The sequence below is a fragment of the Aeromonas sp. 11P genome, assembly GCF_051920165.1.
GTDB lineage: Bacteria > Pseudomonadota > Gammaproteobacteria > Enterobacterales > Aeromonadaceae > Aeromonas > Aeromonas veronii.
On record NZ_JBQBDJ010000004.1, the window covers coordinates 3,154,842 to 3,168,990 of the forward strand.

Annotated in this window: 7 protein-coding genes; 6 read left to right on the plus strand and 1 reads right to left on the minus strand. The window is 59.5% G+C overall.

Annotation, left to right across the window (positions count from 1 at the left end):
* Positions 1-168: 168 nt before the first annotated feature.
* The 6 genes from recC (at position 169) to ACTG1P_RS14615 (ending at position 12,476) form a co-directional block, all read left to right on the plus strand.
* Complete coding sequence (gene recC / locus ACTG1P_RS14590; protein WP_440001565.1) at positions 169-3,522, plus strand: exodeoxyribonuclease V subunit gamma; 3,354 nt, start codon at positions 169-171, stop codon at positions 3,520-3,522.
* A complete protein-coding gene (gene recB / locus ACTG1P_RS14595) occupies positions 3,522-7,142 on the plus strand; it encodes an exodeoxyribonuclease V subunit beta (protein ID WP_440001566.1) in 3,621 nt (1,206 codons plus the stop codon). The genes recC and recB overlap by 1 nt, the downstream gene beginning before the upstream one ends.
* Positions 7,139-9,217: an exodeoxyribonuclease V subunit alpha gene (recD, locus tag ACTG1P_RS14600; RefSeq protein WP_440001567.1), complete on the plus strand. Its 2,079-nt coding sequence runs from the start codon at positions 7,139-7,141 to the stop codon at positions 9,215-9,217. Before recB ends, recD begins: the two co-directional genes overlap by 4 nt.
* Complete coding sequence (locus ACTG1P_RS14605; RefSeq protein WP_440001568.1) at positions 9,214-9,999, plus strand: hypothetical protein; 786 nt, start codon at positions 9,214-9,216, stop codon at positions 9,997-9,999. The genes recD and ACTG1P_RS14605 overlap by 4 nt, the downstream gene beginning before the upstream one ends.
* Positions 10,000-10,457: 458 nt before the next feature.
* The gene (locus tag ACTG1P_RS14610; RefSeq protein ID WP_440001569.1) at positions 10,458-11,084 is read left to right on the plus strand and encodes a hypothetical protein; all 627 of its coding nucleotides are present in this window, start codon (positions 10,458-10,460) and stop codon (positions 11,082-11,084) included.
* Between the two features lie 393 nt (positions 11,085-11,477).
* Entirely contained in the window at positions 11,478-12,476 is a 999-nt protein-coding gene (locus ACTG1P_RS14615; RefSeq protein WP_440001570.1) for a sensor domain-containing diguanylate cyclase, read from the plus strand.
* A gap of 84 nt (positions 12,477-12,560) precedes the next feature.
* On the opposite strand, the gene ACTG1P_RS14620 is transcribed toward ACTG1P_RS14615, so the two are convergent.
* Positions 12,561-13,187 (minus strand): porin family protein, encoded by a 627-nt coding sequence (locus tag ACTG1P_RS14620; RefSeq protein ID WP_201983759.1) that lies wholly within the window; start codon positions 13,185-13,187, stop codon positions 12,561-12,563.
* Between the last annotated feature and the right edge of the window lie 962 nt (positions 13,188-14,149).

Consider the following 14,149-nt stretch of genomic DNA (forward strand, 5'->3'; position numbering starts at 1 on the left):
CTGCACAAATCTGCGGCCCCCCTCATGGTTCAACGGTTTGCCCGCCTGCTGGCCACAAGTGCCTTTTGCATCTTATCCTCCGATCCCCGACAATTCCCTCTCTTGTGAAGTGACGGAAATGGCTCGCCTTTTCCCTCGCCCCCTCTCATCCACAGGCGGGAATTGCTCATGTTTACCCTCTACCACTCCAATCAGCTGGATCTGCTCAAAGAGCTGCTGGTGAGCCGCATCCGGCAGGCCCCTCTCTCTCACCCCTTCGATCGGGAGCAGATCCTGGTGCAGAGTCCGGGCATGGCCCAGTGGCTCAAGCTGGAGCTGGCCAAAGCCTTCGGCATCGCCGCCAATATCGACTTTCCGCTGCCCGCCAGCTTTATCTGGGAGATGTTCACCCGGGTGCTGGCAGATGTGCCGCGCCAGAGCCCCTACAACAAGGGTTCCATGAGCTGGCAGCTGATGACCATTCTGCCTGCCTTGCTGGATCGCCCCGCCTTTGCCCCGCTCGCCGCCTATCTGGGCGGCGGAGAGGACGAGGATCCCGCCAGGGATCCCGAGCAGGTGCGGTTGTGGCAGCTTTGTCAGAAGGTGGCGGATCTCTTTGACCAGTATCTGGTCTATCGGCCGGACTGGATCGCCCGTTGGGAAGAGGGGCAGGGATTGAGTCAGGAGCTGGCCGGGGTGAGCGGTCAGGATTGGCAGCCCGAACTGTGGCGAGAGCTGGTGGCCCGCACGTTGGCGCTCTCTCCTAGCGGTTACCACCGTGCCAACCTCTACGAGGAGTTTATCCACGAGCTGGAGCGTACCGCCGATCTGCCGGGCAAGCTGCCACAGCGGGTCTTTGTGTTCGGCATCTCGGCGCTGCCGCCGCGCTATGTGGAGGCGCTGCTGGCCCTCGGCAGCCGGCCGGAGGTGGAGGTGCACCTGTTCGTCACCAACCCCTGCCGTTACTACTGGGGGGATCTGCTGGATCGCAAAACCCTGGCTCGGTTGGAGAACAAGCTCAAACCCGGCACCGATATCGAGACATTGCAGGGCCCCGCCAACCCGCTGCTCGCCTCCATGGGCAAGCTGGGGCGCGACTACCTGCACCAGCTGATGGAGCTGGAGGTGCCGCAAATCGAGGCCTTCGTCGATATCGACGAGGTGGATGGCAAAGGCAATGTCAGCCTGCTGCGCGCCATCCAGAAGGATGTGCTGGAGCTGGCCGAGCGAGGCGCTGGTCAGTTCGATCTCGACAGCAGCCATCACAAGAGCCCCATCGATCCGGCGGATGGATCCTTGCAGATCCACGCCTGCCACGGCCCGATGCGCGAACTCGAGGTGCTGCACGACCGGCTGCTGGCGCTGTTCGAGCAGGATCCGACCCTCACCCCGAAAGATGTGGTGGTGATGATGCCGGATGTGAACAGCTACGGCCCCTATATTCAGGCGGTGTTTGGCGCGCGCGGTCAGATCCCGTTTGCGGTCTCGGATCGGGCGGCGAGTCAGGAGAGCCCCTTGCTGCAGAGCTTCCTCGCCTTGCTCAGGCTGCCCAACGCCCGCTTCGGGGCGGGGGAGCTGCTCGCCATTCTCGAGGTGCCCGCCGTGCTGCGCCGTTTCGAACTGGATGACGACGAGTTCAACCAGCTGCGGGTCTGGGTGCAGGAGACCGGCATCCGCTGGGGGCTGGATGACGGTTACCCAGTCCGCTTCGATCTGCCGCCCATGTCCGGCAACAGCTGGCTGTTCGGCCTGCGCCGCATGCTGCTCGGCTTTGCCATGGGGGATGGTGAGCCGGTGGCGGGCATCTTGCCCTACGCCGATATCGAGGGGCAGCAGGGGCTGGCACTCGGCAAGCTCGCCTGGTTCGTCGACTCGCTGGCCGAGTTTTTGCCCCGCCTGCAACAGGCGCAGCCGCTGGCCGAGTGGAACGCCTGCCTGCTGGCGCTGCTGGAGCGCTTCTATCTGGCCGACGAAGATGAAGAGCGTCAGCTTCAGCTGATTCGCAGCCAGCTGGCCGAGTGGCAGACCCGGCTCGGCGAAGCCCGCTTCGAGCAGCCCATCACCGCCGATCTGTTGCAGGATTACCTCGGCAGCGTGCTGGGGGAGTCCCGCTCCAGCCAGCGCTTCCTCGCCGGTCAGGTCAACTTCTGCACCTTGATGCCGATGCGCTCCATCCCCTTCAAGCAGGTCTGCCTGCTCGGCATGAACGATGGCGTCTACCCGCGCACCCTGGCCCCCATGGGGTTCGATCTGATGGCGGTGGCGTCGCGGCGGGGGGATCGCTCCCGTCGTGATGATGACCGCTACCTCTTCCTCGAGGCGCTGCTGAGTGCCCAGCAGGGGCTCTATATCAGTTATCAGGGCTTCAGCGCCCAGGACAACAGCGACAAGGTGCCGTCGGTGCTGCTGGCGGAGCTGATCGACTATGTGCGGCAGGGCTTTGTGCTGGCGGGGGATGAGGATCTCGATGACGAAACCTCCGGCAAGCGGCTGCTCAACCACCTGATGGTGGCGCACCCGCTCACCCCCTACAGTCGCGACTACTTCTACCCGGCGGCGGGTTCACGCCTCTTTACCTATGCTGCCGACTGGCTGCCCGCTCTCAATCCGGTGCGCGGCGCGGCCAACTTCCAGAGCGGCGAGCTGCCTTTGCCTCCCGAATGGGGCAAGGAGCAGGGGCTGGAGCTGGCGGAGCTGCTGCGCTTCTATCGCCAGCCCACCAAATATTTCCTCAACCGCCGTCTCAAGGTGTGGTTTGAGCTGAACGAAGCCAATATCGAGGACAGCGAGCCGTTCGAGCTGGATGGTCTGCAACATTATCAGCTGAAAGATCTGCTGCTCGATGCCCATCTGGCGGAAGGTGAAAGTACCGAGCGTCGCGAGCGGTTGCAGCTCACCGGCCTGTTGCCGCAAGGGTGGTTCGGCAGCCTGCTGCTGGACGATCTGGATGCCGAGATGGGCAAGCTGGCTGATCGGCTGCGGCCATGGGTTGCTGCCAATGAGTCAGAAAAGCAGGCGGTGGAGATCGATATCTCCCTGACTCAGGGTCAGCTGCAAGGGTGGATCGACACCCAGAAGGGGCGCTTGCTGGTGGTCAAGCCCGGCAGCTTCAACGGCAAGGATCTCCTGCTGGGCTGGATCCAGCACCTCTGCCTCTCATTGAGCGGCGCCCCCGGCGACACTCTGCTGTTCGATGCCAAACAGAGTCTGCGACTGCCTGTACTCGCTGCCGACGAGGCGCGTCCCAAGCTGGCGGCGCTGGTGGCGTGCTGGGCGCAGGGGATGAAGCGGCCGCTGCCCTTTTTCCCCAACACCGCCTGGGATTGGCTCAAGGCGATCGAGAAGGATCCCGACAAGCCGGAGGCGGCCGACAAGGTGGCTCTCACCCGTTTCAACGGCGGCTGGATGATCAATGGGGAAGGGCAAGACCCTTACGTCGCCCGCTGCTTCCCCGAACTCGATGACGAGGTGCTGGGTCAGTTGCAGGCGCTGGCCCGCGAACACCTGACCCCGCTGCTCAAGACCCTGGAGGAGCTGAAATAATGGCTAACCCGCTCAATACATTGCGTTTTCCCCTCCATGGTGAACGACTGATCGAAGCCTCCGCCGGTACCGGCAAGACCTACACCATCGCCGGTCTCTACCTGCGCCTGCTGCTGGGCCACGGCCCGCTCATCGAAGAGGGGGCTGATGCCGGTCAGCCGAGCGCCCACGAGCGACCCCTCTCGGTGACCGAGATTCTGGTGGTGACCTTTACCGAAGCGGCCACCGCCGAGCTGCGCGGGCGGATCCGCGGTCGCATCCACGAGGCGCGGCTCGCCTTTATGCGCGGCAAGGTCGTCGATGAAGACAAAGACCCATTGTTAGCTGAGCTGCTCAAGGAGGTGGAGGATCACGAGCTGGCGGCCCGCCGCCTGTTGGCTGCCGAGCGGCAGATGGACGAGGCGGCGGTCTTTACCATCCACGGTTTCTGCCAGCGGATGCTCAAGCAGAACGCCTTCGAGTCGGGCGCCCTCTTTGAAACCGAATTTCTCACCGACGACAGCCAGCTCAGGCTGCAGGCGGTGAGCGACTACTGGCGCGCCGAGTTCTATCCGGTGGATAAACCCCTCGCCAGCGCCGTGCGCGCACTCTGGCCGAGTCCCGCCGCCCTGCTGCGGGAGATGGGCAGCTGGCTCGACAACAGCGAGCTGGAGATCCACCCCGCGCTGGGGGATGAGACCCTCGCCGCTCGCCATCAGGCGGCCATGAGTCGCATCGCGGCAGTGAAAAGCGAATGGCTGGCGCAGACGGACGAGATCCGCCGCCAGACCGACGGCCAGATCAGCCGCTACACCGGCAAGAACTACGAAGGGTGGCTTGCCAAGATAGCCGACTGGGCACAGGACGAGGCCTGTGGTTACGCCATTCCCAAGGAGCTGGAGCGCTTCGGCCAGACGGTGCTGGAGGAGAACCTCAAGAAGGGGGGCGCGGTGCCGACCCTGTCACTGTTCGGCCAGATCGATGAACTGCTGGCGAGCCGCCCCGGTATTCGGGATCTGATCCTGCAGCGGGCGGCCAAAGTAGTGCGCAGCCGGATGCAGGCCAGCAAGCGCCAAGCCCATCAGCTCTCGTTCGATGACCTGCTGAAAGATCTCGACGGGGCGCTCGGCTCCAGCCTTGGCGAGCGGCTGTGCGAGCGCATTCGCGCCACCTACCGGGTGGCGATGATCGATGAATTTCAGGATACCGATCCCCAGCAATACCGCATCTTCCATCGCCTCTACGGCGGCCACACAGATACGGCGCTGTTGATGATCGGCGATCCCAAGCAGGCCATCTACGGCTTTCGCGGCGCCGACATCTTTACCTACATTCAGGCGCGGCGAAATGTGAGCGCCCACTACACCCTCGGGCGCAACTGGCGCTCCAGCAGTGCGCTGGTGGGGGCGGTCAACGGCCTGTTCGAGCGGGCCAAGGATCCCTTTATCTACGAGGCGGATATCCCCTTCCTGCCGGTGGAGGCGCAGGGCAAGAGCAAGGCGCTGCTGCTCGATGGCGTCACCGCGCCCGTGCTCCACTGCTGGCAGCTGAGCGGCCAGCCCACCTTCAATCGGGGGGATTACCAGAGCAAGATGGCCCGGGCTACCGCCGCCGAGATCCACCGCCTGCTGACCCAGGCCCGCGAGGGCAAGGCGCTGATCGGTGACAAGGCGGTGAAGGCCGGGGATATCGCCGTGCTGGTGCGCACCGGAGCCGAGGGCAAGCTGGTGCAGCAGGAGCTGGCGCGGCTCGCCATCGCCTCCGTCTATCTGTCGAACCGCGAGAGCGTGCTGGAGCAGACGGAGGCGCGGGAGATCCTGCTGATTTTGCACGCCTGCCAGAACCCGAGCGAAGAGCGTAGCCTGCGGGCCGCGCTCGCCACCGGCCTGTTTGATCTCGATGCCAAGGCGCTCGATGGGCTGGCCAGCGACGAGCGGGCGTGGGAGAGCGCGGTGCAGGAGTTTATGGAGTACCGCAAGATCTGGCATCGCCGTGGCGTGCTGGCGATGTTGCGGGCCCTGCTGCACCGGCGCAATCTTGCCTCTTCGCTTTTGGCGAGCCCCTATGGCGAACGGCGGCTGACCAACTTCCTCCATCTTGGCGAGCTGTTGCAACAGGTGAGCAGCGAGCTGGACGGGGAGTACGCCCTGCTGCGCTGGCTGGGGGAGGCGGTGAGCCGCCCCAACGGGCAGGATGCGGAGCAGGTACTGCGCCTCGAATCAGAGCGGAAATTGGTGCAGATCGTCACCATCCACAAATCCAAGGGGCTGGAGTATCCGCTGGTGTTCCTGCCCTTTATCTGCAGCCACAGAACCGCCGAGACCCCGCTCTATCACGAGGCGGATGAGGCGGGCAATCGCACCATTCTCGATCTGACCGGCGCCGACTCGTCGCTCGCCGAAGCGGACAGGGAGCGCCTTGCCGAAGATTTGCGGCTGCTCTATGTGGCGCTGACCCGGGGCGTCTACGCAACCTGGCTGGGGCTGGCGCCGGTGCGGGCGGGGGCGGGCAAGTCGGAGAAGACCGACCTGCACCACACCGCCATCGGCTACCTGCTGCAAAAGGGCGAAGAGGGGGATGCGCAGACACTGGCGACCGCCCTCATCGAGCTGGCACAGGCGCTGCCCGGGGTGGCCGTCGGTGAGCCCTCGCTCACCCGTCCGGCCCCGCTGCCGCCAGAGGAGGAGCAGTTGGGTGAGCCTAAGGTGCGCCACTTTAGCGGTTCCCTTGAGCGGGACTGGTGGATCAGCTCCTACTCCGGTCTGGCGGCGCAGGGCCACGGTCACAGCAAGGGTGTCTTGGCCAACCCCGGCTTCGATGACGAGGTGGTAACCGAGGCAGCCGCGCTGGCTGCCGAGCAACCGGAGGAGGCACCCCAGCCCTCCATCTTCACCTTCCCGAAGGGGGCGCGTCCCGGCACCCTGTTGCACAGCCTGTTCGAGACCATCGACTTTCAGAGTGCCGCTGGCGAGCCGCTGGCAGAGCATATTGCCACCCTGTTGGCACAGGATGGTTTTGACGAGAGCTGGGCTCCCGTGCTGCAACAGCAGGTGGAGGCGGTGCTGGATACCCCGCTGGAAACGGGCTTTGGCGAGCCGGTGCGGCTACGGGATCTGGCCCCCGAGCGCAAACAGGTGGAGCTGGAGTTCTTCCTGCCCATGGGGCGGGTGACGGCCCCGGCGCTGACGGCCCTCTGCCAGCAGCACGACCCGCTGTCGCGGGGCAACAAGCCGCTCAGCTTTGCCACCGTGCAGGGGATGCTCAAGGGCTTTATCGACCTGGTGTTCGAGTGGCAGGGTCGCTGGTATCTGCTCGACTACAAATCGAACCACCTCGGCATGAGCCCCGCCGATTACAGCCGTCCGGCGCTGGAGCGGGCGATGGCCGAGCATCGCTACGACCTGCAATACCAGCTCTACTCGCTGGCGCTGCACCGGCTGCTCACCCTGCGCCTGCCGGGCTACGACTTCGAGCAGCATTTTGGCGGCGTCTTCTATCTGTTCCTGCGCGGCATGCCGCAGGGGGGCATTTTCCATACCCGCCCGAGCCGTGAACTGGTGCTGGGGCTGGATGAGTTGTTTAGAAATGGTGATCGCTCTGGCGGTGTTTCATCAGCAGAATTAAACGAGGTAGAGGCATGAGCGGCACCATGATCAGCACCGCAGCCAGCACAATGATGGTTGAACGGCTCAAAACACTGGCGCTGGCTGGCCGTATCCGCCAGCTGGATCTGCAATTTGCCAGGCTGGTGGCCGACCTGGGCGGCAACCCCGAGCTGGTGCTGGGGGCTGCGCTCACCTGCTTCGAACTGGGGCGTGGCCATGTCTGTTTGCCGCTGGAGATGCTCGCGCATTCCGGTAACGAAAAGGGATCTTTGCGCCCGTTCGGGCTGGATCCCCAGCAGAGCCGGGATCTGTTGGCTGATCTGGCGGATCCTGCCCGCTGGCCCGCCCTGTTTGCGGCAAGCCCGCTCGTGGGTACGGAACAGGATGACGGGCTTGCCCCGCGCTGGCCGCTGCGGCTCTGGCACGGGCGGCTCTATCTCACCCGTTACCACGATCACGAGCAGGGGGTGGCCCGCCATCTGCTCGCTTTGAGTGAACGAGCCGAATGGCCGGAGATAGCCCCGGCTCTGTCGCGGCTGTTTGCCCGCGACTATGGGTTGGTGTTCGCGGCGCTGCTGAAAGCCCGCCTCGCCCCCGACTTTTCGGCCCGCCACTTTATCGAGAAGTATCTCGATCTGGTGTTCCCGAACGAGGTGGATTGGCCCGCCATCGAAGGGCTGCTGGCCAGCGCCCAGGCGGCGAGCGATCTTGGCAAGCTGGATGCGCTGGTGCCCGAGGCGCTCTGCTGCAACGGCCAGAAGCTGGCGGCGGCCACCGCGGCGGCACGCCCCTTTGCGGTGATCTCGGGTGGCCCCGGCACCGGCAAGACCACCACGGTCGCCAAACTGCTCGCCATTCTGGTGGAGACCGGCCTGCAAGCGGGCAAGGCGCCGGCGATCCGGCTGGTGGCCCCCACCGGCAAGGCGGCGGCGCGCCTGACCGAGAGTATCGGCGCTGCCCTGCAGGCCCTCGATCTGCCCCCCGAGTGGGTGGAAGCGATCCCCACCGAAGCGGGCACCTTGCACCGGCTGCTCGGGGTCATTCCGGGGCGCAGTCAGTTCCGCCACCACGCGGGCAACCCGCTGCACCTCGACCTGCTGGTGGTGGATGAGGCCTCCATGGTCGATTTGCCGATGATGGCGCGCCTGCTCGATGCGTTGCCGAGCCACGCCCGCCTGATCCTGCTCGGCGACAAGGATCAGCTTGCCTCGGTGGAGGCGGGGGCCGTGCTCGGCGATATCTGCAGCTTTATCGAACAGGGCATCAGCCCCGCGCAGGCGGATTGGCTCTCCCGCCAGACCGGCTACCGCTTGCAGGGCACGCCTGCCGGTGCACCGGTGCGCGACAGCCTCTGTCTGCTGGCCAAGAGCTGGCGCTTTGATCAGCACTCCGGCATCGGTCAGCTGGCGCGCGCCTGCAACAGCGGCGATGCCACTGCGGTGGAATCAGTCTGGGGCATGGGCTTTGCCGATATCAGCCTGCACCCCTGGGCGGGGGAGGCCTACGACGCCCTGATTGCCCAGGGGGTCGCCGGTTATGGTGCCTATCTGAAGGCGGCCCGCGCGGGGGAAGCGCCCGCCGCCGTATTCAAGGCATTCAACAGCTTCCAGATCCTCTGCGCCTTGCGCGATGGCCCGTTCGGCGTGCTGGGGCTAAACGAGCGGCTCGAACTGGCCCTGTCACGGGCTGGCCTTATCGCCCGCGATGGCGACTGGTATGCCGGTCGCCCTGTGATGGTGGTGCGCAACGACCACGGGGTCGGCCTCTATAACGGCGATATGGGGCTCTGCCTGCCCGATGAAACTGGGCGGCTCAAGGTGTGGTTTGAGCAGCCGGACGGTACCCTGCGCGCCCTGTTGCCCAGCCGCCTACCGCCCCACGAGACTGTCTACGCCATGACTATCCACAAATCCCAGGGCTCGGAATTTGCCCATACCGTGCTGGTGCTGCCCGACAGCCCCAGCCCGCTGCTGACCCGCGAGTTGGTCTATACCGGCATCACCCGCGCCAAGGCGCGGCTCGATCTCTACGGCGATCGCGCCCTGCTGGCCCAAGCGGTACGGAAAAAGACCGAGCGTTATTCCGGATTGGCGGAGAGGTTGGGGGAGTGAGCAATTGGACGGCGGTAAAGGGATTTACCGCGATTGGCTTACGATTAGCCAATCAAATGCAAACATGCGGTACTTTTAGGAACGTATCACTTCTGGAAATGTTTAAAATGAGAAATTTTTGGGAAAATAAATTACCACGGCTTCGCTCTTATAATCGTCATTTATTTACATTATTTTTAGTGAGCTTTTTGGTTATTGGGGCATATTTGAAGTTTGGTAGCACAAATGAACTCCCCGCTTGGATTCAGGCTGGTGGTTCGGTGTTAGCGATCATTGCATCCTCTTGGATTGCTAGTCATGACAAGGTGTCAAGACAAAAGGATAGAAGGAAAGACGTTTTAGCAGTCGCAGAAGCAGCACACCATTTCTCTAAAAAAATTAGAGACATTATAGATTCTTCCTGTTCTAAAGAGGGGATGGTGAATGTTGAGATATATAACGTTTATCACGATAGCGTGGTAAATTCCTATGCTAAAGCATTAGGAAATATACCATTTCATGAAGTTGGATCATCTACTGCAGTGCAAGCCTTATTAGCTATGCAGGTTCAGTTTTCAGAGCTTCTTGGTTCATCTATAGAGAAGTTATTACAAGGTGTTAATAGTAATGTTGACTTTCAAAAGGGAGCATCTGCATATGATCACTATCCTGAGCCTCAACGTACTGAAATGATAGAAAAGCTTAAGGAAGTGCACTTCAAGGTACTGTCTCACAATGTTAAGGTTCACCTTGATGTCATAGAAAAGAGTTTCTTAACTTTGAAAAATGAAATGATAATATAATTTTATTGAGGTGCTTTTAAATATGGTGAATATATTTACGCACCCAAGTTAAATATATTCTTTGGATTGGTTATGACTTATCTCGTATGTTGGGCTTTGCAGTCTCACCACCAATTAACCGACAGTGTAGGTTGTGGCTGAGCCTGCGAAGCCCAACGTTTACCGTGTAATCTCGTTTTTCCTCCCCTCATCCCCGACCCTTCTCCCGCAAGGGGAGAAGGGAGGTTTGGCCCGGTGGTTGTATCTCGAATTTGCACGCGATTGCCAACGCCATATCCCCGATGCTGCTTTATCCCCTCTCCCTCTGGGAGAGGGCTAGGGTGAGGGGAGCAGGTTTACACAATGCCCACTTCGTAAAATCGGGTAGGGTGCAATGAACGAAGTGAATTGCACCGCCCATATTTATCTTGCAAAATGGTGGGATACTTTTCGTTTTTAATAATAAATCAGGCAGTAAAATGACAATTCATAGTTTTAAAAGCGAACGGCACAAAAACATGCTGCTTGGGGTTGGCTTTATATTTCTGGTTGTTCTATGGTTGGCAAGTATCTTATTCAAGACAAAATTATCAGATAAAACACTTATTGCTGACTGGGTTCCTGAGTCGCTCACCTACATTACTATCAGTGCGTTATTTGGATTGGTTGGTGCGATAGTAACTGCTTTTCGATGTTCCAGACGTAATGCCTTAAAATATATTGCAAAAGCGTTTGGTAATTGCTTCTTTATGATGCTTATAACGTCATGGTATGGCTATGATATGTACGTCTATTATTATCCAGATAAAGTGGTCAGTTATGATACGGAATATAAAGTGGTTCATCCCGGACCATCCAAAGGAAAATACGGCCGTTGTGAGGCAGGCTTAAAAATAAAAGATAAGCATACAGGGCATTGGTTTGATCTTTGTTACAGTGATAGTGAGCTTGATAAGGCGCAGATTCGGAATTATGGTGAGGTATGGGTGAAAACTCGGGTTAACGAGGCGGGGTCATACCTGGAGAGCTACAAGGTATATCCAGACAAATCTTATTTTTCTATCCCCTCACCGCCAACCGCTCTTCAGCAAGTAAATAAGGGATAATCTCGTTCCCGCGCCCAGATTAAGCTTCTCTAATCGAACCGGTGTGGTTAGCGATCATATTTCCGATGCTGCTTTATCCCCTCTCCCTCTGGGAGAGGGTGAGGGGAGCGGGTTGGCACAATATGCTGCACTTGGTCACCCCTCTTGCGCCGCCCGATTATTCCATCCCCCAAATGACGGAATCGTGAGTTAAATCCGGTAAATGGGGCGCGCTTGAGCCACACTTATGGCCACCCTGATTCAGCCTGTGCCGTGAGTGGCCGATAACCGGGGAAACGGTGGTGCGGTGGGGTTCTGGCTGACAGATCTGTTGCAATATGCCAAGGTGAGCGCCTCACGACAACAGAGCGATTCCCCGTGGTGGCGCGGGGCGGAAGAACAAGGATAACTGCTATGGTGCAGGACAGTGACACGATCAGGATCTCGGATGTCAGCGAGGCCGTGGTGCATGGCATTCTGGAGGTGACCAGCGATGGCATCTGGGATTGGCATGCCAATACCGGTTTTGTCTATCGCAACCCGGGCTGGTACCGGATGCTGGGTTACGAGCCTCACTCCCTCGGCAATACCGTCTTCACCTGGGAGAGCGTGATCCACCCCGACGATCTGGCGGCGGTGATGGCAAAGTTTGATCTCTGCCTGAGCGGCAGCGTCCATGAGTATCGCGCCGAGTATCGTTGTCGCTGTCGGGATGGCAGTTACCTCTGGATTGAGGATTGTGGCCGCATCATTGAGCGCAATCCCGACGGGTCTGTGGCGCGGATGATCGGCGCCCATCGCGATATCCACGCCAGCAAGTTGTTGCTGGAGCAGCTGGAGCGGCGCAATCAGTCGCTGGAGCAGCAGGTTGCCGAGCGCACCGCCGAGCTGGTGCGACTCAACGAGGCGCTGCAACAGAAAGCCGAGGAGAACCGTCTGCTGGCAGAGACCGATGCCCTGACTGGCGCCGCCAGCCGCTATCGGCTGGAGCGGGCATTACAGCTGGAGTGCGAGCGGGCGCGACGCTTCCATCAGCCGTTTACGGTGATCGCCATGGATGTGGACAACTTCAAGCAGATCAACGACAGCTATGGCCACAACGCCGGGGATCAGACCCTGATCAACATAGTGGCGCTGGTGCGTCGTCATATCCGCGAGATCGATCTGCTGGCCCGCTGGGGCGGTGACGAGTTTATGGTGCTGCTGCCCAACACCGGCCGCGAGGATGCGCTGGTGGTGGCGAGCAAGTTTCAGGCATTGATGGCGAGCGAGCCCATCTGCCCCCATGCGCCCGCTACCATGAGCTTCGGGTTGGCGGAGTATCAGCAGGATGAGCAGAAGGAGAGCCTGATGGTGCGCGCCGATCGGGCGCTCTATCAGGCCAAGCAGCTGGGTAAAGACCAGATCTGCTAACGCGGGGTACGGAAAAAGAGCAGTAAAAAGGGCCGCAGGTTTGAAACCGGCGGCCCTTTTGCATTGTTACTGACGCGGCGCGACTTAGAAGTGGTAGCGCAGACCCAGCTTGAAGGTATCCAGTGAGTAGTGCTCGTCACCCAGGCTCAGGGCGTCGAACTGGCGCTCGTAACCGATACCGGCAGAGAAGTGGTCGTTGAAGGCGTAGTCCAGACCTACTTCCAGATTGGGGTGCACCTTGCTCTTGGTTGCGCTCTCGTTTACCTGACCGCTGAAACCGAGGAGGGTGGCGTTGCCGACAACTTCCACTTCGGTGCGAGTGTAGGCGATACCCGGTTTGGCATAGGCGCTGAAGCCCCAGGCCAGCGGCTGGCTCAGCTTGGCGGCCAGGCTGATGCTGCGGGTTTCGATGGTGGTGTCGGCAAAGCCGGTTGCAATCGGGGAGGTCACCCAGGTCAGCTGATCCATCTGCTGGGCGTGCAGGCCACCTTCAACCGCCAGCCAGGGTTTGAAGCTGTAACCCACGATCAGGCTGCCGCCGTCGAGTTGGTCGTCGATCACTTTGGCGTCATAGGCGTCTTTGGCAGAACCATCGAGATCCATCTTGGAGGTGGTCAGATCCAGACCTGCATACCAGCCTTCGGCATGGGCGCCGCCATTCATGGCCAGAGCAAGCAGGGAGAAAGCGGCAATTTTATTAAACTTGTTCATGGATAAATAACCTTGTGTTGCGTGAACTGCGTGTGATTTATATTGCTCAATCCATGAAGCTTTTTATATTTCCGTCATTGCTCTGCTTTCACAGAGGGGCCGCAGTATAGTCAGCACATTTCTGAATAACAAGAGAGTGATTTCCCCATTCTTCTAAATATGACTGGCGGCCATCAGGGTCATTTTGTTTAATAAATGGTGTTATTAGAGTTTTAGCTTTATTGAGGTTTAAATAATTAACTGGTGAGGCAAATGACAGGCTGTGAGTTCGGTTTTGATTCTATGTGATTGATTTGTATCGGCATTAAATTTTCATTCGAACGTGGCCATGATGAGCTGTCTAAAAATTGGCATCTCAGATGTCACTGATTGGCATCAGGCTCTTTTAGATGATTTTTTGAACGCATCACAAGGTGAAACCGTGAGAAAAAAATCTATCTTCTTGCCTGTTTTTTGCTCATTTTTAGGTTTGGGATTGTTCCCATTATGATTTTTGGTGGTCTTTTGAGGCTGTTTTTGCGTGGGCCATGTTGCCCACCAGATATGCGGATGGGCGCTTTTGGGTGGCTTTCTCTTCACCCGGCCGCTGTTGTTGGTGTGGGCATGAGGTGTGATAAGCAGATATGGGGCGTGCGGTATGATTAATTTTGTTTGCTTATATATACAAGCCATTTAAAAGATAGGTTTTTGGATTTTTAAATAACTTTCTTATATTCGTTTTTATATTGGCTTAAGCTTTCCAAGCAAGCCATTTAAATATATTTAATGGCAATGAAACGCTATTGGTGATCGTTTAGGACACCCTGCCAGAACGGTCGTGGTGGCTGGCGCATCAGTGGGCGGCGGGTGGCCGGTGACACTTCCCCTTGCCGGGGCCCTTGACCTGACCTGCGAATTCAGGGAAAAGAAAAGGGCGGTGCTATCAGCGCCGCCCAATGCCAGGAAAGAGAAAAAACCTTACG

Coding starts and splice junctions, on each gene's coding strand:
- ACTG1P_RS14620 (WP_201983759.1), bottom strand. CDS start 13,187: ATGAACAAGTTTAATAAAATTGCCGCTTTCTCCCTGCTTGCTCTGGCC.
- recB (WP_440001566.1), top strand. CDS start 3,522: ATGGCTAACCCGCTCAATACATTGCGTTTTCCCCTCCATGGTGAACGA.
- recC (WP_440001565.1), top strand. CDS start 169: ATGTTTACCCTCTACCACTCCAATCAGCTGGATCTGCTCAAAGAGCTG.
- ACTG1P_RS14615 (WP_440001570.1), top strand. CDS start 11,478: ATGGTGCAGGACAGTGACACGATCAGGATCTCGGATGTCAGCGAGGCC.
- ACTG1P_RS14610 (WP_440001569.1), top strand. CDS start 10,458: ATGACAATTCATAGTTTTAAAAGCGAACGGCACAAAAACATGCTGCTT.
- recD (WP_440001567.1), top strand. CDS start 7,139: ATGAGCGGCACCATGATCAGCACCGCAGCCAGCACAATGATGGTTGAA.